The sequence below is a fragment of the Kitasatospora atroaurantiaca genome (genome assembly GCF_007828955.1).
Lineage (GTDB): Bacteria > Actinomycetota > Actinomycetes > Streptomycetales > Streptomycetaceae > Kitasatospora > Kitasatospora atroaurantiaca.
On the sequence record NZ_VIVR01000001.1, the window covers coordinates 4111600 to 4133415 of the forward strand.

At 72.7% G+C, this 21816-nt stretch carries 20 protein-coding genes; 9 read left to right on the forward strand and 11 right to left on the reverse strand.

Annotated elements, in window-relative coordinates:
• The first annotated feature begins 4 nt into the window (after positions 1–4).
• Both FB465_RS18915 and FB465_RS18920 read left to right on the forward strand, forming a co-directional pair.
• Positions 5–922: an ABC transporter ATP-binding protein gene (locus FB465_RS18915; protein WP_145792182.1), complete on the forward strand. Its 918-nt coding sequence runs from the start codon at positions 5–7 to the stop codon at positions 920–922.
• A gap of 16 nt (positions 923–938) precedes the next feature.
• Positions 939–1667: an ABC transporter permease gene (locus FB465_RS18920; protein ID WP_425461252.1), complete on the forward strand. Its 729-nt coding sequence runs from the start codon at positions 939–941 to the stop codon at positions 1665–1667.
• Positions 1668–1684: 17 nt separating this feature from the next.
• Here FB465_RS18920 and FB465_RS18925 read toward each other — a convergent pair whose 3' ends face one another.
• Both FB465_RS18925 and FB465_RS18930 read right to left on the reverse strand, forming a co-directional pair.
• The gene (locus tag FB465_RS18925) at positions 1685–2950 is read right to left on the reverse strand and encodes a CynX/NimT family MFS transporter (RefSeq protein WP_145792184.1); all 1266 of its coding nucleotides are present in this window, start codon (positions 2948–2950) and stop codon (positions 1685–1687) included.
• Positions 2951–3025: 75 nt separating this feature from the next.
• Positions 3026–3757: a FadR/GntR family transcriptional regulator gene (locus tag FB465_RS18930; protein ID WP_246192721.1), complete on the reverse strand. Its 732-nt coding sequence runs from the start codon at positions 3755–3757 to the stop codon at positions 3026–3028.
• Positions 3758–3958: 201 nt separating this feature from the next.
• On the opposite strand from FB465_RS18930, the gene FB465_RS18935 reads away from it, so the two are divergent.
• Complete coding sequence (locus FB465_RS18935; RefSeq protein ID WP_145792186.1) at positions 3959–4900, forward strand: sporulation protein; 942 nt, start codon at positions 3959–3961, stop codon at positions 4898–4900.
• A 165-nt stretch (positions 4901–5065) separates the two neighbouring features.
• Positions 5066–6817, forward strand: a complete 1752-nt coding sequence (locus tag FB465_RS18940; protein WP_145792187.1) for an LCP family protein — start codon at positions 5066–5068, stop codon at positions 6815–6817.
• Positions 6818–6969: 152 nt separating this feature from the next.
• Here FB465_RS18940 and FB465_RS18945 read toward each other — a convergent pair whose 3' ends face one another.
• The 9 genes from FB465_RS18945 to FB465_RS18985 all read right to left on the reverse strand — a co-directional run bounded on the left by FB465_RS18945 (position 6970) and on the right by FB465_RS18985 (position 16953).
• Complete coding sequence (locus tag FB465_RS18945) at positions 6970–7815, reverse strand: HAD family hydrolase (protein ID WP_145792190.1); 846 nt, start codon at positions 7813–7815, stop codon at positions 6970–6972.
• A 45-nt stretch (positions 7816–7860) separates the two neighbouring features.
• Positions 7861–9138, reverse strand: coding sequence for a serine--tRNA ligase (serS, locus tag FB465_RS18950; protein ID WP_145792191.1), 1278 nt, complete (start codon positions 9136–9138; stop codon positions 7861–7863).
• Positions 9139–9782: 644 nt separating this feature from the next.
• Positions 9783–10718, reverse strand: a complete 936-nt coding sequence (pheA, locus tag FB465_RS18955; protein ID WP_145792193.1) for a prephenate dehydratase — start codon at positions 10716–10718, stop codon at positions 9783–9785.
• A gap of 123 nt (positions 10719–10841) precedes the next feature.
• Entirely contained in the window at positions 10842–12041 is a 1200-nt protein-coding gene (gene efeB, locus FB465_RS18960) for an iron uptake transporter deferrochelatase/peroxidase subunit (RefSeq protein WP_145792194.1), read from the reverse strand.
• Positions 12042–12047: 6 nt separating this feature from the next.
• Positions 12048–14012: a copper resistance CopC/CopD family protein gene (locus tag FB465_RS18965; protein ID WP_145792196.1), complete on the reverse strand. Its 1965-nt coding sequence runs from the start codon at positions 14010–14012 to the stop codon at positions 12048–12050.
• Between the two features lie 6 nt (positions 14013–14018).
• The gene (locus tag FB465_RS18970; RefSeq protein ID WP_145792198.1) at positions 14019–14510 is read right to left on the reverse strand and encodes a copper chaperone PCu(A)C; all 492 of its coding nucleotides are present in this window, start codon (positions 14508–14510) and stop codon (positions 14019–14021) included.
• Positions 14507–15184, reverse strand: coding sequence for an SCO family protein (locus FB465_RS18975; RefSeq protein ID WP_246192722.1), 678 nt, complete (start codon positions 15182–15184; stop codon positions 14507–14509). The genes FB465_RS18970 and FB465_RS18975 overlap by 4 nt, the downstream gene beginning before the upstream one ends.
• Positions 15185–15261: 77 nt before the next feature.
• Positions 15262–15987 carry a YcnI family copper-binding membrane protein gene (locus tag FB465_RS18980; protein ID WP_145792200.1) on the reverse strand — a complete coding sequence of 242 codons (726 nt, stop codon included), beginning with the start codon at positions 15985–15987 and terminating at the stop codon, positions 15262–15264.
• 141 nt (positions 15988–16128) lie between these two features.
• A complete protein-coding gene (locus FB465_RS18985; RefSeq protein WP_246192723.1) occupies positions 16129–16953 on the reverse strand; it encodes a hypothetical protein in 825 nt (274 codons plus the stop codon).
• 230 nt (positions 16954–17183) lie between these two features.
• Here FB465_RS18985 and FB465_RS18990 point away from each other — a divergent pair, with 230 nt between their 5' ends.
• From FB465_RS18990 to FB465_RS19010, 5 genes are all read left to right on the forward strand, one after another.
• Complete coding sequence (locus tag FB465_RS18990) at positions 17184–17837, forward strand: ATP-binding protein (protein WP_211785820.1); 654 nt, start codon at positions 17184–17186, stop codon at positions 17835–17837.
• A 278-nt stretch (positions 17838–18115) separates the two neighbouring features.
• Positions 18116–19018, forward strand: coding sequence for a LysR family transcriptional regulator (locus FB465_RS18995; RefSeq protein WP_145792203.1), 903 nt, complete (start codon positions 18116–18118; stop codon positions 19016–19018).
• A gap of 90 nt (positions 19019–19108) precedes the next feature.
• On the forward strand, positions 19109–20158 hold the full coding sequence (gene alc / locus FB465_RS19000; RefSeq protein ID WP_246192724.1) for an allantoicase: 1050 nt from the start codon (positions 19109–19111) through the stop codon (positions 20156–20158).
• 45 nt (positions 20159–20203) lie between these two features.
• Positions 20204–20449 (forward strand): hypothetical protein, encoded by a 246-nt coding sequence (locus FB465_RS19005; protein WP_246192725.1) that lies wholly within the window; start codon positions 20204–20206, stop codon positions 20447–20449.
• Between the two features lie 27 nt (positions 20450–20476).
• Positions 20477–21781 carry an amidase gene (locus tag FB465_RS19010; RefSeq protein ID WP_145792209.1) on the forward strand — a complete coding sequence of 435 codons (1305 nt, stop codon included), beginning with the start codon at positions 20477–20479 and terminating at the stop codon, positions 21779–21781.
• Positions 21782–21816: the final 35 nt, after the last annotated feature.

The window sequence follows — 21816 nt, forward strand, 5'->3', positions numbered from 1 at the left end:
CGTCATGGCTGTCATCACCATCGACAAGGTCTCCCGCTGGTTCGGCAACGTGGTCGCCGTCAACGACATCTCGATGACGATCGGCCCCGGCATCACCGGCCTGCTCGGGCCGAACGGCGCGGGAAAGTCCACCCTCATCCACATGATGAGCGGCTTCCTCGCCCCGTCCGCCGGCTCGGTCACCCTGGACGGCGCGCCGATCTGGCGCAACCAGGAGGTGTACCGGCAGATCGGGCTCGTCCCCGAGCGGGAGTCGATGTACGACTACCTGACGGGCCGGGAGTTCGTGCTGGCCAACGCCGAGCTGCACGGCCTCGCCGACCCGGGCGCCGCCGCCAAGCGGGCCCTCGCGCTGGTCGAGATGGAGTACGCGCAGGAGCGGAAGACCGGCACGTACTCCAAGGGCATGAAGCAGCGGGTCAAGATGGCCTCGGCGCTCGTGCACGAGCCGTCCGTGCTGCTGCTGGACGAGCCGTTCAACGGGATGGACCCGCGCCAGCGCCTGCATCTGATGGAGCTGCTGCGGCGCTTCGGGGCCGACGGGCGCACGGTGCTCTTCTCCTCGCACATCCTGGAGGAGGTCGAGCAGCTGGCCCGGCACATCGAGGTCATCGTGGCCGGCCGGCACGCCGCCTCCGGCGACTTCCGCAAGATCCGCCGGCTGATGACCGACCGTCCGCACCGCTACCTGGTCCGCTCCAGCGACGACCGGCGGCTGGCCGCCGCGCTGATCGCCGACGGCTCGACGGCAGGCATCGAGCTGGACTGGCAGGAGAAGGCCCTGCGCATCCAGGCGATCAACTTCCAGGGCTTCACCACCCTGCTGCCGAAGGTCGCCAAGGAGGCCGGCATCCGCCTCTACACCGTCTCCCCGGCCGACGAGTCGCTGGAGAGCGTCTTCTCCTACCTAGTCGCCTCCTGAAAGGGCTCCAACCGTGCTGCGACCTCTAGTGTCGGTGACCGTCGCCAGGCTGACCGTACGCGGCCTGCTGGGGCGCCGCCGCGGCATCCTGCTGCTGGTCGTCCCCGCGCTGCTGCTGCTGATCTCCGTCATCGCGCGGAGCTCCGCCGCCGACAAGCACGACCTGGCCGTCAGCATCCTCGGCCAGCTCTCGCTCGGCACCCTGGTGCCGATCCTCGGCCTGGTGGTCGGGACGGGCGTGATCGCCACCGAGATCGACGACGGCTCGATCGTCTACCTGCTGGCCAAGCCGCTGCCGCGCTGGAAGATCATCACCACCAAGCTGGCGGTGGCCGTCGTCACCACCTGGGCCTTCGCCGCCGTCCCGACCCTGCTGGCCGGCCTGATCATCTACGGGACGCAGGACAACCTCGCGGTCGCCTACACCCTGGGCACGCTGGTCGCGGGGGCCGCGTACAGCGCACTGTTCCTGCTGCTCGGCGTGGTCACCCGGCACGCGGTGGTGGCCGGGCTGGCGTACGCGCTGGTCTGGGAGAGCCTGATCGGCAACTTCGTGAAGGGTGCCAAGACCCTCAGCGTGCAGCAGTGGGGCCTCTCGGTGGCCGAGTCGGTCGCGGCGGACGGCGCCATCTCCGCCTCGGTCGCGCTCCGTGCGGCCGTCCCGCTGCTGATCCTGGTCACCATCGCCGCCACCGCCTTCGCCTCCGTGAAGCTGGCGGGGCTCACCCTGGCGTCCGAGGAGTAGCCGGACAGGGCAGGCAGTCAGAGCGTACGGTCGCGTCCCGCGCCCCAGCCCGCCACGGCGGCCACCCCGGCGAGTGCGAGCAGCAGTGCCAGCGGCAGGTTCCAGGCACCCGTCAGCTCGTGCAACGCGCCCGCGCCGACCGGGCCGGCCGCGGCCACCAGGTAGCCGATGGCCTGGGTCATCCCGCCGAGCTGGGCCGCGCCCGCCGCGCTGCCGGTGCGCAGCACGATGAACGCCAGCGCGAGGCCCAGCGAGCCGCCCTGGGCGATGCCGAGCACGGCGGCCGAGACCCAGGCGCCGGAGACGGGGGCGAGCAGCAGGCCGGTGATCCCGGCGGCGTTCAGCACGGCCATCGAGACCGCCAGTCCGCGCTGACGGGTCATCCGGCCCGCCGCGAGCGGCACCAGGAAGGCGCCGGCCACCTGGACCAGGTTGCTGAACGCGAAGACCAGGCCCGCCTCGCTGCGGTCCATGCCGTGGTCGGCCAGGATCGTCGGCATCCAGGCCACCAGGGTGTAGACGAGCAGCGAGGAGATGCCCATGAACAGGCTGATCTGCCAGGCCAGCGCCGAGCGCCAGATCCCCTCGACGGGCCTGCCCACCGGAGCGGCGGCCACCGCGGAATTCTCCTGACGGGCGCCCTTCTCCTGACGGGCGCCCTTCTCCTGACGGGCGGTCAGCACCTGGGGGAGCCAGGCCACGGCTGCCACCAGGGCCAGCAGCGACCAGGCGCCGAGCGAGGCCTCCCAGCCACCGCCGAGTGCCTTCTCCAGCGGCACCGACACACCCGCCGCCAGCGTCGCGCCGACCAGCATGGTGGTCGAGTAGACACCGGTCATGGTCGCGGCGCGGTCCGGGAACTCGCGCTTCACCAGGCCGGGCATCGAGACGTTCAGTACGGCGATCGCGACGCCGATCACCACGCACCCCGCGTACAGCGTGCCGACCGAGGGCAGCACCCGCAGCAGCACACCCGCACCCAGGACCAGCACCGCGCCGAGCACCACCCGCTCGGCGCCGAAGCGCCGGGTGAGCCGCGGAGTGAGCGGAGCGCCGAGGCCCTGGAACAGCACCGGGACGGTGGTGATCAGGCCGCTGGCGGTGGACGAGAGCCCGAAGGTCCGCTGGATCTCGCCGACCATCGGCGAGATGGCGGCCAGGCAGGCCCGCATGTTCAGCGCGACCAGCAGGATGCCGGTCAGCAGCAGTGCGGGGTGGGCGAGCTTGGAGCGGATACGGACGACTGGGGTGACGACCGGCTGCTGGGCACGGGTGACCGTCATGGCGTGGTTCTCTCCGGGCAGGACTTCGACGAAGGGGCGGGCGGGGGCGGCGAGCCGGACGATGTCCGTGCCGCGTTACTTCCGCGCCGCGATGGTGGCGAGCAGCTGCTCCACGGCGGCCGTCGGCTCCGCGAGCAGCCGGCGACACGCGGCCTCGGCCCGCTCCGGGTCGCCGCTCTCGATCGCGTCCACCAGCGCCTCATGGGTGGCCACGACCACCTCGGGCATCTCGTGGTCGCCGAAGGCCGTCCGCATCGACTCGCGCACCGACGCGCCGAAGTAGCGGTAGACCTCGGTGAGGGCCGGGTTGTGCGCGGCCTCGACCACGGCGGTGTGGAACTCCAGGTCGTGCTCGACGGTGGCCTCCCGGCCGGTCCGCTCGGGGTGCGCCGCGATGATCTCGGCCTCACGGGCCAGTGCGGCCCGCATCCGGGCGATGTCCTCGGGCGTGTGCCGCACGGCGGCCAGCCGGGCCGCCTCGGCCTCCAGGGCCGCCCGGACCTCCAGCACGTCCCGTACGCCGGAGCGCTGCACGCCGCGCAGCACCGAGGCCGGGTCGCTGGTGCTCCGGACGAACGTCCCCTCGCCCTGCCGTGACACCAGCATCCCCGCGTGCACCAGCACCCGGATCGCCTCACGCACGGTGTTCCGGCCGACCTGCAGCCGCTCGGCCAGCTCGTGCTCGGTGGGAATCCGCCCGCCGACCGGCCAGGCGCCGGCCCCGAGCTGCTCGCGCAGCTGCTCGATCGTCACATCCACCAGGGAGCGCCGACCGGCAGCCTGCAGGCCTTCGTGCGTGCTGCTCACGGGTGCTCCCTCCGGATCCATGGCGATCGGTTCGCGATCGATGTCGGTCATCCTACAACTGCTTGCCCGGTCATCCTACAACTGCCCCTCCGGCTGTGCCCGCGTAAGAACCGTCACCGGTGCCGGGAACCGCTCTGCCGTAGCTCGCGTTTCTCCGTTCGCCGTCTTCCTCTCCTTTCTCTGCCACTGGAGTACCGCCGCATGGTGTTCAAGAAGCTGCTGGGTGCCCTCGGTGTCGGCGGCCCCGCCGTCGACACCGTCCTGTCCACGCCCGTCGTCCAGCCGGGCGGTCTGATCCAGGGCCAGGTCAATCTGACCGGCGGCAGCCAGGAGGCGGACATCTCGGGTATCACCCTGACGCTGGTGGCCCGGGTCGAGATCGAGCACGAGGAGGGCGAGAGCGACGGGCTGTCGGCCTTCGCCCGCTACGCCGTGACGGCGCCGCTGCGGCTGGCCCCCGGCGAGCAGCGCTCGATCCCGTTCTCCGTCCCGGCGCCGTACGAGACGCCGGTGACCGCCGTCGCGGGCCGGAACCTGTCGGGGATGGCGCTCGGGGTGCGGACCGAGGTGGAGATCAGCGGTGCCCGCGACAAGGGGGATGCCGATCCGCTCGGGGTCGAGCCGCTCCCGGTGCAGCGGCGGGTCCTGGAGGCCTTCGCAGCGCTCGGCTTCCGGTTCCGCAGCGCCGACCTGGAGGCCGGGCACATCCGGGGCACCGGGCAGAGCCTGCCGTTCTACCAGGAGATCGAGTTCGCCGCGGCACCGCAGTACGCGCACCAGCTGGGCTCCGTGGAGCTGACCTTCCTGGCCTCCGCGAGCCGGGTCGAGGTGGTCCTGGAGCTGGACCGCCACGGAGGCGACACGGTCAACACGCACGTCCTGGACCACGCGGCGGCCGAGCAGGACCTCACCGCCGTGGTCGACGGCTGGCTCCAGGAGGCGATCGCCCACCGGTCCTCCAAGCACGCGAGCGGGCACGGCGTCTCGCACGGAGGCGGGCGCGGCGGCTTCGGCGGGGCCGTCGCAGCGGGCGTGGCCGGTGCCGCGGTGGGCTTCGTCGGCGGCATGGTCGTCGAGGAGTTCATGGACGAGGTAGTGGAGGAGGTCTTCGAGGACGCCTTCGAGGACGTCTTCGACGACTGAGTCGTGTCGGTTCTTGGGCGATCGTGCAAGTAGGAGCCCAGGTCGTGACTCTGAAATGTTGCCTTTATATGCTCCGCAGAAGCTCTACGCGTCTGTGCCTGAGACAGCCGGCCTGGAGCGAGCGCTGAAGGCTGTTGTTCCTGCCGGCTGGTGGAGGGTGTACGTATGTCAGGCCAGAGGGCGGGGTCGTCCGACCACGACGCCGGATGGTGGCGCGACGACGCCCCTTACCGTGACGACGCCTCGCACGGGAATTCCTACCAGGACTCGTACGAGCCGAGGGTGCCGCCACGCCGACGCCCGGAGGAGGACACGCCGAGGCCCGGCGGCCGCGCCGAGGCCAGACGGGCCCAGGGGCGCGCCGCAGGTCGCGGTGCGCCGGTCGAGGGTGGCCGGGCGGCGGCCAGGGCGGCCGGGCGGGGCAAGAAGAAGCGCAGCAAGAAGAAGGTCGTCGCCTGGGTGACGGCCTCCACCCTGGCCCTGATCGCCGCAGCCGGCGGCGCCGTCTACTGGAAGCTCAACGGCAACATCAGCACCTTCGGCGACGACGGCCTCAGCAAGGACCGCCCCGCGGCCTCCTCGCCCGACGCCAACGGCCACACCCCGGTCAACGTGCTGCTGATCGGCTCCGACTCGCGCGGCGGCAACAACGCCGACCTGGGCGGCGGCGAGGACGCCGGTGCGCGCTCCGACACCACGATCCTGTTGCACATCTATGCCGACCACAAGCACGCGGTGGGCGTCTCCTTCCCCCGCGACGCGCTGGTCCCGCGCCCGGCCTGCAAGCTGCCCAACGGCAAGTGGACCAAGGCCGAGGCGAGCGTCATGTTCAACTCCGCCTTCTCGGTCGGCGACACCGACGCGGGCAACCCGGCCTGTACCCAGAACACCGTCGAGAAGCTCACCAACCTGCGCGTCGACCACACCATCGTGGTCAACTTCCAGGGCTTCGCCTCGATGACCAGCGCGATAGGCGGCGTGGACGTCTGTCTGCCGAACGCCATCTACGAGGGCGACCTCAACCCCAACCTCGGCCGCAAGGGCAAGCAGGTCTTCCCCAAGGGCGAGCAGAAGGTGTCCGGCCAGGCTGCGCTCGACTACGTGCGGCTGCGGCACGGTGTCGGCGACGGCTCGGACATCGGCCGGATGAAGCGCCAGCAGGCCTTCCTGTCCGCGCTGATCAAGGACGTCAAGGGCAAGGGCATGAACCCGACCACCCTGCTCCCGCTGGCGGACGCCGCGACCAAGTCGCTGATCGTCGACGAGGGCCTGGGCTCGGCGGCCAAGCTGATGTCCTTCGCCCTGTCGCTGAAGGACATCGACCTGCACGACATCAAGTTCATCACCACGCCGTGGCGCTACGACGGCCCCCGGGTCGCCCTGCTGCCCGAGGCCGACCAGCTCTGGGCCGCACTGAAGGCCGACCGGACGCTGGACGGCCAGGACGCCAGCGGGGCCGGCGCGAGCGCCGCGCCGTCCGACGCCGCCCCGACGCCGTCCGAGGCGCCGAGTTCGGTCGCGCCGGCCACGGTGAAGGGCTCGGGCATCCGGGTCGGCGTCTACAACGGCACCACGACCGCGGGCCTCACCGCCAAGGCCGTGACCGCGCTCAAGGCGTCGAAGTTCACCGTGACCACGGTGGCCAACGCCTCCGCGCAGAACCATGCCACCACGGTCGTCCAGTACGGCCCGGGCGAGAAGGCGGCGGCGCAGACCGTCGCGTCGCTCTTCCCCGGAGCCACCCTGGAGGCGAGCTCGCGGGCCGGCGTCAGCCTGGTGCTCGGCAAGGACTTCGCCGCCGCGAACGGCGCAGCCTCGGGCGGCGCCTCCGCCGCCCCCGGGCCGCTCCCCAGCAGCATCAGCAGCGGAGCCCGCTCGGCCGACGACGACCCGTGCGCCAACGTCTCGTACGGCTGACGGTAGGCAACTGATCAGCCACAACAGGGGCGCGGGGAACTGCGCGAAACCGGCAGGCAACGGCCCGCAGCCTCCCGCTTCGCGCAGTTCCCCGCACCCCTGGGATGCCCAATTCTGATGGGTGCACCTACCGGCGGAGCCCCTGAGTCGCCTCAGGCCGCCGGGAAGAGCCGCTCGAGCACGACGGCCACGCCGTCCTCGTCGTTGCCCGCGGTGACCTCGGCCGCGACGGCGAGCAGTTGCTCGTGGGCGTTGGCCATGGCCACGCCGTGGGCGGCCCAGGCGAACATCGGGACGTCGTTCGGCATGTCGCCGAAGGCGATGGTCCCGGCGGCCTTGACGCCCAGGCGGTGGGCGGCGACGGCGAGGCCGGTGGCCTTGCTCAGGCCGAGCGGGAGCAGTTCGACGATGCCCGGGCCGGCCATCGTGACGCCGACCAGATCGCCCGCCACCTGCCGGGCGACGTGCGCCAGGTCGTCGTCGGTCAGCCGGGGGTGCTGGATGTAGAGCTTGCTGAGCGGGGTGGTGAGGAGTTCGGAGCTGTCCACCTGGACGATCGGCAGGTCGGAGCCGATCTGCAGTTCGTACCCGGGGCCGGCCAGCACGGAGCCGTCCAGGCCGTCCTGGTTGGCGGCGACCGCCAGCGGGCCGGTCTCGGCCTCGATCTTGCCGAGGGCCAGCGCGGCGAGCCGGCGGTCCAGGGTGACGGAGGTGAGCAGCCGGTGCACGCCCGCGTCGTACACCTGGGCTCCCTGCCCGCAGACCGCCAGGCCGGTGTAGCCGATCTCGTCGAAGACCGGGCGGGCCCAGGTGGCCGAGCGGCCGGTGACGATGATGTGCAGCGCCCCGGCGGCCACGGTGGCGGCCAGGGCGGCACGGGTGCGGTCCGAGACGGTCTCCGCCGAGTTCAGCAGCGTGCCGTCGAGGTCGGTGGCGACCAGCCGGAAGGGCAGGCCGCCACCGGAGGAGACGTCGGGTCGGTGGCTTGTGATGCTCATCTGCCGTGCGTCTCCAGGGTGTTGCTCGGCTTGGACCGACCGGTCCTACTTGACGGGCTCCAGGACGGCGCGACCGCCGAGGAACGGCCGGAGCGCCTCCGGGACGACGACCGAGCCGTCGGCCTGCTGGTGGTTCTCCAGGATCGCCACGATGGTGCGCGGGACGGCGACCAGGGTGCCGTTCAGCGTCGCGAGCGGGCGGACCTTGTTGCCCTCCTCGCGCATCCGGATCGACAGCCGGCGGGACTGGTACTCGGTGGTGTTCGAGGTGGAGGTGACCTCGCGGTACTTGCCCTGGGTCGGGATCCACGCCTCGATGTCGAACTTGCGCGCGGCCGAGGCGCCGAGGTCGCCCGAGGCGACGTCGATCACCCGGTACGGCAGCTCCAGGGCGTTGAGGAAGTCCTTCTCCCACTGGAGCAGGCGGCGGTGCTCGGCCTCCGCCTCCTCCGGCGTGGTGTAGACGAACATCTCGACCTTCTCGAACTGGTGCACCCGGATGATGCCGCGGGTGTCCTTGCCGTACGTCCCGGCCTCACGGCGGAAGCAGGACGAGTAGCCGGCGTACCGCAGCGGCAGCTTCTCGACGTCGATGATCTCGTCCATGTGGTACGCGGCGAGCGGGACCTCGCTGGTGCCGACCAGGTAGCGGTCCTCTTCCTCCAGGAAGTAGACGTTCTCCGCCGCCTGCCCGAGGAAGCCGGTGCCGTCCATGGCCGCCGGGCGGACCAGGGCCGGGGTGATCATCGGGATGAAGCCGGCCGCGGTGGCCTGCGCGATCGCCATGTTGACCAGGGCGAGCTCCAGCAGCGCGCCGACACCGGTCAGGTAGTAGGAACGCGAGCCGGCCACCTTGGCGCCGCGCTCGGTGTCGATCGCGCCGAGGATCCGGCCCAGCTCGACGTGGTCCTTGGGCTCGAAGCCCTCGGCCGCGAAGTCGCGCGGGGTGCCGATCTCCTCCAGCGTGAGGAAGTCCTCCTCGCCGCCGACCGGCGCGGCCGGGTCGATCAGGTTGGCGAGCTGGCGGACCAGGCGGTCGGCCTCCTCCTTCGCCTCGGCCTGCTCGGCGTCGGCGGCCTTGACCTCGGCGGCCAGCGTGGAGGCACGCTGGAGCAGCGCGGCCTTCTCGTCGCCCTGGGCCTTGGGGATCTGCTTGCCGAGCAGCTTCTGCTCGTTGCGCAGCTCGTCGAAGCGACTGCCCGAGGACCGGCGCCGTTCGTCGGCGGAGAGGAGGGCGTCGACGAGGTCGACGTCCTCACCACGGACGCGCTGCGAGGCGCGCACTCGGTCTGGGTCCTCACGAAGCAGGCGAAGGTCAATCACGGGGCCCAGCCTACCGGGGCCGGGGCCCCGTACCGGAACCGGTTTGTCGCCGACAGTACGGCGCCGGATATGTCGCTTTCTGTCCGAGTATCTGCGATCGTGTCCCGCCCCTGCCGCTCAGCCGCAGGTCAGGGTCCCGGGGGTGGTGGACGGAGCCTGGGGATAACTTGGCTCAGCCTGTGGATAACTACTGTGGGCAACTGGCGCCGAGGGCTTTGTCCACAGGCCGGGAGCCGCGCCTGTGGATTGCTGCCTTGTGAAGGACCGACTCCCGATCTGCAGAGGAATTGAGGTTTCAAACCTCAATACACCCTCTCAGGTGAGGGAATTCATGCACTCGGGCGGGTGATTTGATGGATCAAGGGTGACTCTGGTCCGATTAGTCGGCTCTGCGCAGCTAGCTGATGATCTGACCGGGCTCTCCAGTGGATATGCCGGTTTGTCGACTCATCCCCAGGCCTGTGGATAACTGTGGATAACTTACGGACCGGCCGCCTGTGGACGGCCGTCAGGCCTGTGGATGACGCCCGCCGACCTGCCCCGTGCCCGGGCGTACCACGGCGGAGCGGTTACTCGACCGTACGGGTGAAGCTCCCGGCGCGTCGAGAATTGTCGCACTCGTGGTCGATCGTGACCGAAATCGATCAGAGTTCGCCGCGGCCGTCCAGGCAGCGCGAGAGCCAGTCCGCCGCGGCGCTGAAATCCTCGTCCGAGGTGCCCGGCCGCCGCGGGGTCGGCTTCCCCTCATCGGCCCTCGGGTACGAACCGAGGAAACGCACCTGGGGGCAGATCCGCTTGAGCCCCATCAGGGCATCGCTCACCCTGCGCTCGCTCAGGTGCCCCTCGCAGTCGATCAGGAAGCAGTAGTTCCCGATGCCCTCGCCGGTCGGCCGGGACTCGATCCGCATCAGGTTGACCCCGCGCACCGCGAACTCCTGCAGCAGCTCCAGCAGCGCGCCCGGGTGGTCGTCGCGCAGCCAGACCACCATCGAGGTCTTGTCCGCACCGGTCGGCGAGGAGACCCGCCCGGGCCGGCCGACCAGAACGAAACGGGTGGTCGCGTTCTCCGCGTCGTGGATGTCACTGACCAGCGGCTCGAGCCCGTACAGCGGCGCGGCGAACTCGCCCGCGAAGGCCCCGTCGAAGCGGCCCTCCTGCACCAGCCGGGCGCCGTCGGCGTTGGAGGCGGCCGACTCCCAGCGCGCGTCCGGCAGGTTGGCGGCGATCCACCGGCGGACCTGCGGCTGGGCGACGGGGTGGCTGGTGACGGTCTTGATGTCGTCCAGTGTGGTGCCCGGCCGCACCAGCAGCGCGAAGGCGATCGGCAGCAGCACCTCGCGGTAGATCATCAGCGGCTTGCCGGCGGCCAGCTCGTCGCTGGTCGCGGTGACCGCGCCCTCCACCGAGTTCTCCACCGGGACGAACGCGCCGGAGGCCTCGCCCGCCCGGACCGCGTCCAGCGCCGCCGGCACCGAGGCGAGCGGCACCAGCTCCCGGGTCGCCGCCTCGGGCAGGGTGCGCAGCGCGGCCTCCGTGAAGGTGCCCGCGGGCCCGAGATAGGTGTAGCGGGTGGCCGACATGCCGCCTCCGTACGAAAGGGGTGATGCGCAGGGGTGCTCGACTTGCAACCTTAGCCAGTCCGGGCGACGGGCATCGAAGCATTCCGCTTCGTGGGCACCCGCACTCACCGGGAGAGGCCGTGGTCATCCCTCCAGCAGTGCCTGCCCCACGTACCCGCCCTCCGGCGCGCCCGGCGGGACGGCGTACAGCCCGCTCGCCTCGTGCCGCAGGAACCGCGACAGGCTGTCGGCGCGCGCCAGCTTGCGCTGGACCGGGACGAACCCGCGGGCCGGGTCTGCCTGGAAGGCGATGAACAGCAGCCCGGCGTCGAGCGAGCCGTCCGGCAGCAGCCCGTCCTGGTAGGAGAAGCCCCGGCGCAGCATCGTCGCACCGCCGTTGGAGGCCGGTGCCGCGACCCGGATGTGTGCGTCGGCCGGGATCGCCAGGGTGCCGTCGGCGTTCTGCCCGGCCAGGTCGGCCGGGGTGGTCTCGCCGCCGCCGGACAGCGGTGCACCGTCCGACTTGCGGCGGCCGATCACCCGCTCCTGACGGTCCGTCGGCAGGTTCTCCCAGTTGTCCAGCAGCATCCGGATCCGTCGGAACACCACGTACGAGCCGCCGGCCAGCCAGCCGGGCCCGTCCGCGAAGACCTTGGCGGCGAAGCCGTCCTGGCCCGGCCTGGGGTTGTTGGTGCCGTCGACCTGGCCCATCAGGTTCCGGCCCGTCATGGGGCGGTCGGTGGCGCCCGGCGTGCGGCTGAAGCCGGCCATCTGCCAGCGCAGGGCGGCCAGGCCGGCCGCCTGCTGCTGGAGCACCCGCAGTGCGTGGAAGGCCACCAGCGCGTCGTCCGCCCCGATCTGCACCCACAGGTCGCCGTCGCTGCGGGCGCGGTCCAGCGCGTCCCCGGGGAAGTCCGGCAGCGGCGCTGCCAGGGCGGGCGGGAGCTGCCCGGTGATCCCGGCCTCGGCGAACAGCGAGGCGCCGAACCCGAAGGTGACGGTCAGCGCGCAGGGCCCGGCGTCGAGCGCGATCTGGTTCTCGTGCTCGCCCGCGGACTCACCGCGCGCCAGCCGGGCGGCGGTCCCTGACCAGCGCTTCATCAGCTGCCGCAGCCCGTCCCGCCCGGTGCCGGCCGCCAGGTCGAACGCTGCCAGCTGCACCCGTGCCTGCTGGCCCTGCAGGATCCCGGCCTGCTGCGCCCCGTGGAACGGGACGGTCACCCTGCCGAGCGGTTCCGGGCCGGCCGCGACGGCCTCGCTGCCCAGTACACCGCCGGCCACGCCGACCGCCAGCCCGGCGGCCCCGCTGCCGAGCAGCGTCCGCCGGGAGAAGCCCTCACCCATGCCGGCTCATCCGATCTTCAGCGGCTGAACCGCGGTCGCCTGGTCGATGTCCGAGGACCGTACGGTCACCGACACCACCCAGTTGCCCGCCAGCGGCAGCTGCGCGCTCCCGGACCACTGCCCGGTGCCGTCCGCGTCCAGCTTCACGGGCAGCGGCCCGAGGTCGCGGTCCGGCAGCGTGAACGCCAGCGTCAGCTCGGGCACCTCGACCGGCTTCCCGGCCGCGTCGGTGAGGGTGAGCCGGACGGTGTTGCCACCGACCCCGGCCGGGTTGATGCCCACGGTGGCCGTGCCCTTGGCGTTCGGGGTCTTCCCACCGGTGTCGTACGGGATCTTGAGCTCGACGGTCTTCCCCGGCACGGTCGTCCCGGGAATCGCGCCACCCGGCACGGGGGTCTGCGGAGAGGCGGCGACGGCCTGGGCGACCCGGCCGGGCGGCGAGTTGGTCAGCATGGTGGTGACCACCAGCACCGCCGCCGCGATGGCGGTCTCGACCAGCACCGAGCGGCGCAGCCCGGCCCGCGCCGGTGTGCCGTCCTGGCTCCGGCGGACGGTCGCGGTGTCCCGGGCCGCCTGCTGGCGGGCCAGCTGCGCCTTCCGTACCGGATCCTCGGAGTCGGCGGCGGCGGTCACGGCGGGTCCGGAGGCTGCCACCGCGGAGGTGTCGGGGGCGGTCCGCAGCCGGGCGACCCAGGAGCGGGACATCCACGCCACGCCGACCATCGCCACCACGAAGCCGATCTTGATCAACAGCAGCCGCCCGTACGCGGTGTCGACGAGCGCGCCCCACGAGCCGACGCCGCGCCACGCCTGGTAGAGGCCGGTGACGGCGAGCACCGAGACGGCGCCGAGAGCCAGCTTCGAGAAGAGCTCGACGGCGCGGGCCTCCAGGCCGTGCCGCAGCCCGACCAGCAGCGTGGCGAGCCCGCCCAGCCAGAACGCCATCGCCAGCAGGTGCAGCATCCCGGCGGGCAGGGCGAGCCAGACCTGGATGCCGACAGAGGCATGGTCGGCGGCCACCCAGGTGGCCGAGAGCGCGACGGCGAGGACCAGCCCTGCCACGCCGAGGCCGATCCGGGCGTCGCGCAGCGGACGTTCGGCGGCGCGGCGCTCCAGCCGGCGCAGCTCGTCCTCCTCGGACAGCTTTCCCGAGGCCTCGTCGGAGTCGGCCTCGACGGCCGCCGCCCGGGGATGCCCGAGCTGTCCGACCAGCAGGGAGAGGAACACCCCGGCCGCCGCGAGCAGCAGCAGCCGCGCCGAGAGCGCCGTGCCGATCCGCTCGTCCAGCGTGCTGCGCACCAGCGAGAGGTCCAGCGCCACACCGATGCCGCTGCCGCGCTCGTACGGCCCGCGCAGCAGCAGCACGGCCACGGTGGAGACCAGCAGGGCGACCCAGCCCGTCATCAGCAGCCGCTGCACCTGCCGCACCGCCGCCCCCCGCGGCCAGCAGATCAGCACGAACGCGGCGGTGCCGACCAGCAGCGCGAAGGCGGCGTACGCGATCACCCGTCCGGTGCCGTACGCGGCGGCGACCAGGGCGTCCGGTTCGGCGCTCCGGAGGGAGGAGGTGGAGACCACGGTGGCGGAGGGTGCGCCGATGGAGAAGGTGAAGGCGCCGCCGATCGGGTGCGAGTCCTCCGAGACGGCGCGCCAGGCCACGGTGTAGGTGCCGTTGGCCAGGCCGCTGCTGAGCGAGACCCGGGCGGTGTTGGCCTTGCCGTCGGCGTGGCCGGGGTCGCCGTTGTCGACGGCCTTGCCGGCCGGGCCGAGCACGCGGACGGAGTCCGAGGAGAGCGAGACGCCCTCGCTGAAGGTCAGCGTCACGGCGGAGGGCGCGGTGGGGACCACCGCGTTCTGCGCCGGGTCGGTGGAGACCAGCGTGGCGTGCGCGGCGGCCGTCCCGGCCCCGCCCAGCAGCAGCGCGACGGCCGTGCCGACGACCGCCAGCAGGGCACCAAGCCTCTTCAACATGTGCGGCTAGCTCCCGGGTCGGTAGGTGAGGGGCTTGACGGGCACCTGGACGGCAATGGTCTCGCCCTTGGCGAAGGTGAGGTCCAGTTCGAGCTGGTCGCCGACGGCGGGGGCCTTGGCCCAGTCCCCGATCATGAGGTGGGTTCCACCCCGGGAGAGCTGCAACGCGCCGTGCGCGGGCACCTGGAGGCTGGTCACCTCCTCCATGGAGCTCTCGGTCGAGCGGTGCATGGTCACCGACTTCGCCGCCGGGCTGCTGACCTTGACCAGCTGGTCGGTGCCGGCGCCGTCGTTACGAACCGTCAGATACCCGGCGGCCGAGCCGCCCGGGGTGGCCGGCGCCGGGATGTAGGAGTCGATGACGCTGAGCCTGGCCGCGGCCCGGTCGGACTCCCCGCTCGAGTCCCGGCCGCCGCAGGCGACCAGTATCGTCCCGGCCGCCAGCACGGCGGCCAGGCCCGCGCCGATCAGCGCGCCGCGCCGGAACTGGCTGCTCACGCCGCCACACCCTTGGCCAGCAGCGCCAGGTCGTGCGCGTAGACGTCCACCGAGCTGTTGCTCAGGTAGAGCAGGTGCGCCTTGTCGTCGGAGGGGAGGAAGGCCAGCACCTGCGCGCCGTGCGTCGAGGTGACGCTGCCGTCCTTGTTCACGATCGGGTCCTCGACCATGATGCCGAGCGGCTTGGCGGCTGCCTTGACCTTCTCCAGGTCGCCGGTGAGCCCGACGAAGCTCTTGCCCATCGAGTCCAGCCAGGTGCGCAGCACCTTCGGGGTGTCGCGCACGGGGTCGGTGGAGACGAAGACCACGTCGATCTTCTTCTGGTCCTCCGGGGAGAGCTTGGACATCGCGACGCCGATGTCGCCCATGGTGGTCGGGCAGACGTCCGGGCAGCTGGTGTAGCCGAAGAAGAGCAGCGTGGGCCGGCCCGCGGTCTGCTTGCGCAGGTCGTACGGCTGTCCGGACGTGTCGCTCAGCACCAGGTCGGGCTTCTCGAAGTGCTTGGTCAGCAGCGTCGCCCGGTACGGCGAGTTGCTGCCCTCCTTGGCGACCTTGACGGTGCCGTCGGTGCTGCCGCCGCCCGATCCGCACGCGGAGAGCGAGAGGGCGGCGGTCAGCGCGAGCGCGGCGGCGCCCAGCAGGCGGAGCTTCTTGTGGGGCATGGCGAGTGGCATGGAGAGGGGTCCGATCGTGGGGCGCTGGCTGCCGGCGGGGGCCGCGTGGGGGAGACGCGGCCCCCGCCGGCCCGGTCTCAGGAGGTGCTCTTGCGGCGCAGGCCGGCGACACCCAGCGCGGCACCGATCACGCCGACGACGATGCCGACCACGCCGAGGGTACGTGCGGTGGAGTCGTCCGACTTGGCGGAGGCCTGGTCGCCGGACTTGTCGTCCTGCGAGGCGCTCATGTGGTGGTCACCGGAGGTGGCGGCGGCGTCCGCCTTGGTGAGGGTCAGCACGGGGGCGGGCTTGGCGGGCTCGGGCTGGCCGTCCTTGGCCTCGTCGATCCAGCGGACCACGTCACCGTTGTCGTAGGTCTGCAGCGCCTTGAAGGTGAGCTTCTCGGTGTCGGTCGGCAGCGCGCCGAGCGAGACCCGGAACTCCTGGAACTGCCCGGGGGCGATCTTCGTCCCGGCGTCGGCGGTCCAGGTGATCTTGGAGACCGCCTCGTTGATGTCCTGGCCGTGCGACTTCAGCGGCTTGTCGAGCTTGGACTTCTCCAGCGTGGCGGTCCAGCCCGGCATCGGCTGGGTGCGCACCGAGGCCAGCGGGTGGTCCATCGGCAGGCTGACCTCCAGCTTGATGGTGGAGGCGGTGTCACTCTCGTTCGGCACCCGGAAGGCGACGGCGCTGTAGCCGCCCTGCTGGGCGTTGCCCGGCTGCACGGTGACGTGCGCGAACGCGGGGGCGGCCAGCGCGATCACGGTCGAGGCGGCAAGGGCGGCGGCACCGGCGAGACGACGGGCAGGAGAGGTACGCATAGGGGTGTTCTCCAACGGGAGACGGGCACGCGCGCAGGCCGCAACGGCGGCGCGCGTACGCACGGGCTGTGGGTGACGGCCGTACCGCGTCGACGGGTACGGCTGCGCTTCTGCGCGCCCAGGCCCCCGGAGGAGCTTCGGTCAGGGCGCGAACGCCGCCACCGGCGGGCCCCGCCGGATCACGCTGTGCCGGAGTGCCGCCGCCATGGGCAGCCGCCAGTCCTCGGCCCGGACCGCGGTCCCGCGAGTGGCCCCGCCGGCGGTGGCCGTCCCGAGCAGCAGGGCGGCGAGCAGCGCGAAGGCCGTACGCAGCGGGGCGGCGTACTCCTGCGCGGCGGTGGCGGTCAACCGCACCAGCCGCCAGAGCGCGGCCTCGCCGCGCCGCAGCCACCAGCCGGCCAGCAGGGCGGCGGCGAGGTGGCCGAGCAGCATCGCGGGCGTCAGCCCGAGCAGACCGGCCTGCGGAGCGGCGGCGTACGCCTGCGGGTCGAGCCCGGCTGCGCTGACCACCTGTTCGGGCGTGGTGGCCGGCGGTACGACGGCGAGCCCGCCGCCGACGCGGTCGTCGCACAGCAGCCGCCCGGCCACCTCGGGGAGCGTCAGCGCACCGCCGTGGTGCATGCCGGCCATCGAGGAGGCCTGCGCTCCGAAGGTGTGGAAGAGGGTGTGCAGGCCGAGCTGCCCCGCCCCGAGCGCTCCGGCGATGGTGAACAGCGAGCGTTCCCGCCCGCCGAGGAGCACCGCGAGGGCGCAGACCGCGGCGAAGCCGACGGCCAGCGCGGGTACGGCGACATTGCCGCCACCCGCCAGGCAGTGCCCGGCGGCGGCGATCAGGGTGCAGACCAGAGCGAACGGCACCGCACGCGCCAACCGCAGATCCCAGGCAGCGGCCGACACCGGAGCTCCAGCTACCCAGGAGCGCGGGTCGGCGGCGCCTGTGCGCGGGGCGGCGTCGTGGTCGTTCATGGCCGGGTCATCATCTCACCGCCTACATTCCGGCCTCGGGGAGGGTGCGGAAATACATCAGATTGACCCATTCGGCCCCGGCGCGCACGCGCTCGTGTGCGCCGCTCGGCACACCCTGCTGCGCCAGTCCATCCGCCGAACGGGCGGTACCCGACCTTCCGCACGGTTCACCGCCGGATGGGCCGGAGATACCTAGTTGTATGTGGAGCCGCAGCCAGGAGGGACCTCCCGTGGACATCTGGTGGACTCTGCACCTCAAGCGCGACCCGGCCAGCGTGCCGCTGGCCCGCCGCATCCTGCTCGGCGCGATGGACACCGCAGGGGTCGACCCGCAGATCTCCTTCGACCTCGGCATCGCGCTCACCGAGGCGTGTGCCAACGCGGTCGAGCACGCCGTCAGCGGCCGGCCCGACGAGGGCTTCCAGGTCACCGCCTCGATCGCGGGCGACCGGCTGCGCATCGAGGTGGTCGACTCGGGCCCCGGCCTGCCGCCGATCGCAGCGGCCGTCGCCCCGCCGCCGCTGCCCCGGCTGCGCCGCCAGTCCGCCGCCCCGCCGGCCCGTCCTGCCGGCCGATGTCGTCCCCGCCGGGGCCGCGCCACCCTGCCCTCCCTGCTGAGTGCGCACCGCCCCCGCAACGCGGACCGGCCGGCCCCGTACGACACCCACGTCCTCCCGGCCGGCCGCCCCACCCTCACGGCCACCCGCCCGCCGGACCTCGACACCATGCCGGACCTCGACGGCGAGAGCGGCCGCGGCCTCTTCCTGATCCACGCCCTCACCGACCACGTCCAGCTCCGCAACCACCCGCTACGCGGTGCCATCGTGAGCTTCGACAAGGTCCTCAAGTGGCAGGACGACTCCCTCCTCCGCGCGGCCTCCTGACTCCCGCCTCCAGAGGCGCGGGTGCACCGGTTCCGCTGCGTGGCGGGCCGGCCGGTGGGGGCGCGGGGAACTGCGCGGGACGGAAGGTCCCGAGGCCGCGCTGTTCACGGAAGAGCCCGTTGCACTGTCGGCCGTAGCCGTCTGCCGCACTGTGCCTTCCGGTTTCGCGCAGTTCTCCCCCAGCCTTCGGCCGGGAGGTGCCCCCACGCGCCCCTGGTGGTGCACCGACTGCGTCGCCTCGCGCCCCCGGGGCACTGCGTGAGCCCTAGCCTGGCCGGGTGACCGACTGGGATCTGAGGAAGTTGCGGGTGCTGCAGGCGCTGGACGAGTGCGGCACGGTGACCGCCGCCGCCGAGCGCCTGCGGATGACGCCGTCCGCGGTGTCCCAGCAGCTCGCCACGCTGGCCCGGCAGTTGGGTGCGCCGATGCTGGAGCCGTACGGCCGCCGGGTGCGGCTGACCGCCGCCGCCCGGCTGGTGCTGGGCCATGCCGAGCGGGTGTTCGGGCAGTTGGAGCAGGCCGAGGCCGAGCTGGCCGGCTACCTGCACGGGGTGGCGGGCGAGGTGCGGATCGGCGCTTTCGCCACCGCGATAGGCGGACTGGTCGTACCGGCGATCGGCCGGCTCCGGGAGTCCGCGCCGCAGCTGACCGTCCGGGTGCTGGAGGCCGAGGCCGCCGACGCGTATCGCCTGCTGGCCGGCGGCGAGGTGGACCTGGCGGTCTCGCTGGCCGTGCAGCTGCCCTCGGTACGCGACCCGAGGTTCGTCCAGTCCGCGCTGCTCAGCGACCCCTTGGACGTGGCCCTGCCCGCCGGGCACCCGCTCGCAGAGGCCTCCGGTCTGCGACTGGCGGACCTTGCGCACGAGCCGTGGATCTACGGCAGCACCGGCCCCTGGCGGGACATCACCCTGGCCGCCTGCGCGGACGCCGGTTTCGTGCCCGAGCGGGCCCACACCGCCGCCGACTGGGCGGCCATCCTGGCCATGGTGGCCGGCGGCCTCGGGGTCGCGCTCGTGCCGCGGCTGGCCTCGGCGGACCGCCGGGCCGGAGCGGTGGTCAGGGCGCTGCCGGCCGACCTGCCGACCCGTCAGGTGGTGGCGGCGGTCCGCACCGGGACGGAGGGCGCACCCCCGCTGCAACGCGTGCTGGCCGAGCTCAAGGCATCCGTGAAGGCTGGCTGAACGATTTGCTCAGAACTTTGCGATGGACCTAACAGATGCGTCGAGGCCAAGGTGGATCCACCAGCCCCGATTCCTCCGAGAGGTGCCGCTGTGTCCACCGCAGACCCGTACGCCGACTACCAGCACGCCGACTTCGCCTTCACCGAACTGACCGACCTCGCCGACCGCCGCCTCGGCGGCGCGGTGATCGCCGCCAACGACGAGCTGTTCGCCGAGCGGGAGAACCTGCTGCTGCCGGGCCCGGCCGAGTTCCGCCCGCACACCTTCGGCAACAAGGGCCAGGTGATGGACGGTTGGGAGACCCGTCGGCGGCGCGGCGGCGAGGACGGGAGCCCGTACCCGACCGCCGACGACCACGACTGGGCGCTGATCCGCCTGGGAGTCCCCGGAGTTGTGCACGGCGTGATCGTCGACACCGCGCACTTCCGCGGCAACTACCCGCCGGAGATCGGCATCGAGGCCGTCGAACTGCCCGGCACCCCGGGCCCTGCGGAGCTCGCCGAGGCCGACTGGCGGCCGCTCGTGCCGCGTTCACCGGTGCGCGGCCACGCTGCCAACGGCTTTGCGACGGCCGACCGCTCCCGCGTCACCCACCTGCGGCTGAAGCAGTACCCGGACGGCGGCATCGCCCGCCTGCGCGTGTACGGCGAGGCCCGCCCGGACCTCGCCTGGCTCGCTGCGCTCGGCACCTTCGACCTGGCGGCGCTGGAGAACGGCGGCTCGATCGAGGATGCTTCCGACCGCTTCTACTCCCCGCCCGCGAACCTCATCATGCCCGGAAAGTCGCAGGTCATGGGCGACGGCTGGGAGAACCGGCGGCGCCGCGACCAGGGCCACGACTGGGTACGGCTGCGGCTGGCGGGCCGGGGCGAGATCCGTGCGGTCGAGATCGACACCGCCAACTACGTCGGGAACGCGGCCGGTTGGGCCACACTGTACGGCCGGGACGGCGAGGGCGACTGGTTCGAGCTGACGCCGCGCACCCGCCTGCAGCCGGATGCGGTCCATCGTCTGCTGGTCGGCGAGCCCCGTCCGGCGACCACCGTCCGGCTCGACGTCTTCCCGGACGGCGGCATCGCCCGGCTGCGGCTCCACGGCAGCCTGACGCCGACTGCTGATGCGGTGCCTCCGAAGGCGTAGTAGAAATTGCCCGCCGGCCGGGGCCTTCGCACCATGGTGATCATGATGCATCAGATGCGAGCCCAGTACGGCCCCGGCGGTCCGGCCGACGGCGTGAAGACCTGGCACATCGTGGCCGGGGAGGACACCACGGCGATGTGCGGCCGCGAGCTGGACGCCGACGCGGAGACCCGCGATCCGACGCACTGGGCCGAGCAGCCCAACCTCTCCTGCCACACCTGCGGGGCGCTCTTCCTGCGCGAGGCCCCGTACCTGCCCACCGAGCACGAGTACCGCGAGCAGTCTCAGTGACGACCCTCCGGCCGTAGCGTGGAGTCCATGGAGCCCACGGAGCCGCTGATCCCGCTGGTCGGTGAGGCAGCCGCGCTGCGCGCCGGCCGGCCGGAGCTGCAGCTGCACGTCGAGCGGCTGTGCACCCGGATCGACCGGGTCGACCCGCTGGTCCGGGCCTTCACGCCCGAGCCGGGACGGTACGAGCGGCTCGCCGCCGAGGCCCGCGCCGTCACGGACCGGTGGCAGGACCCGGCCGGCCGGCCGGTGCTCTACGGCGTCCCGGTGGGGATCAAGGACGTGATCCAGGTGGACGGGCTCCCCACCCATGCCGGGTCCACGCTGCCGCCCGGGGTGCTCGCCGGGCCGCAGGCCTCGCTGGTGGGACGGCTGCGGGAGGCGGGTGCGCTGGTGGCGGGCAAGACCGTCACGGCGGAGTTCGCGGTCAACGCGCCGGGACCGACCAGGAACCCGCACGATCTCGCGCACACCCCGGGGGGTTCCAGCAGCGGCTCGGCGGCGGCCGTCGCGGCCGGGCTGGTCCCGCTGGCCGTCGGCACCCAGACGATCGGCTCGGTGATCCGCCCGGCGGCGTACTGCGGGGTGGTGGGCTTCCGGCCGACGTACGGGCGGATCCCGGCGGACGGCGTGATCGCCAACGCACCGAGCCTGGACACCGTGGGGGTGTTCACCGCCGACGTGGCGGGCGCGGCGCTCGCGGCCGCCGTCCTGTGCGACGGCTGGAGCCCGGCCGCCGAGACCCGCTCCCCGGTGCTCGGTGTGCCGGTGGGGCCGTACCTGGACCAGGCCGAGCCGGCCGCCCGTTCCGCCTTCGCCCGGCAGCTGGACGGCCTGCGCGATCGCGGCATGACCATTCGCCGGGTCGAGCTGCTGGACGATCTCGACGACGTGGTCCGGACCCTCCAGGCGGTCAACCGCTACGAGCTGGCCCGCGTCCACGCCGAGCTGTTCCCCCGCTTCGGGGGTCTCTACCGGCCCGAGACGGCGGCCGCCATCCGGCGCGGGCACGAGATCTCCGGGACGGCCTACGCGGCGGCGCTCCACGCCAGGAGCGGCTTCCGGCGGCGGCTGGCCGAGGTGATGACGGGCGAGGGCGTCGACCTGTGGATCACCCCGGCGGCCACCGGCCCGGCGCCGCTCGGGCTGGACAGCACCGGCGACGCGATCATGTCGCTGCCCTGGAGCCACGCGGGCCTGCCGGCCGTGACCGTGCCCGCCGGAAACACCCCCGAGGGCCTGCCGCTCGGCCTGCAGCTCGTCGGTGCGGAGAGCGCGGACGAGCAGCTGCTGAGCTGGGCGGCAGCCGTCGAGCGGGTGCTGGGCCCTGGCTGACCACCGTGACCCGGTGGGGATAACCCGAGGCCGGA

What these genes read in the sequence shown, in the direction of transcription:
- FB465_RS18915 (WP_145792182.1), top strand. Translation starts at nt 5, where the DNA reads ATGGCTGTCATCACCATCGACAAGGTCTCCCGCTGGTTCGGCAACGTG.
- FB465_RS18925 (WP_145792184.1), bottom strand. Translation starts at nt 2,950, where the DNA reads ATGACGGTCACCCGTGCCCAGCAGCCGGTCGTCACCCCAGTCGTCCGT.
- FB465_RS18935 (WP_145792186.1), top strand. Translation starts at nt 3,959, where the DNA reads ATGGTGTTCAAGAAGCTGCTGGGTGCCCTCGGTGTCGGCGGCCCCGCC.
- FB465_RS18940 (WP_145792187.1), top strand. Translation starts at nt 5,066, where the DNA reads ATGTCAGGCCAGAGGGCGGGGTCGTCCGACCACGACGCCGGATGGTGG.
- FB465_RS18945 (WP_145792190.1), bottom strand. Translation starts at nt 7,815, where the DNA reads ATGAGCATCACAAGCCACCGACCCGACGTCTCCTCCGGTGGCGGCCTG.
- pheA (WP_145792193.1), bottom strand. Translation starts at nt 10,718, where the DNA reads ATGTCGGCCACCCGCTACACCTATCTCGGGCCCGCGGGCACCTTCACG.
- efeB (WP_145792194.1), bottom strand. Translation starts at nt 12,041, where the DNA reads ATGGGTGAGGGCTTCTCCCGGCGGACGCTGCTCGGCAGCGGGGCCGCC.
- FB465_RS18965 (WP_145792196.1), bottom strand. Translation starts at nt 14,012, where the DNA reads ATGTTGAAGAGGCTTGGTGCCCTGCTGGCGGTCGTCGGCACGGCCGTC.
- FB465_RS18975 (WP_246192722.1), bottom strand. Translation starts at nt 15,184, where the DNA reads ATGCCACTCGCCATGCCCCACAAGAAGCTCCGCCTGCTGGGCGCCGCC.
- FB465_RS18980 (WP_145792200.1), bottom strand. Translation starts at nt 15,987, where the DNA reads ATGCGTACCTCTCCTGCCCGTCGTCTCGCCGGTGCCGCCGCCCTTGCC.
- FB465_RS18985 (WP_246192723.1), bottom strand. Translation starts at nt 16,953, where the DNA reads ATGAACGACCACGACGCCGCCCCGCGCACAGGCGCCGCCGACCCGCGC.
- FB465_RS19005 (WP_246192725.1), top strand. Translation starts at nt 20,204, where the DNA reads ATGCATCAGATGCGAGCCCAGTACGGCCCCGGCGGTCCGGCCGACGGC.
- FB465_RS19010 (WP_145792209.1), top strand. Translation starts at nt 20,477, where the DNA reads ATGGAGCCCACGGAGCCGCTGATCCCGCTGGTCGGTGAGGCAGCCGCG.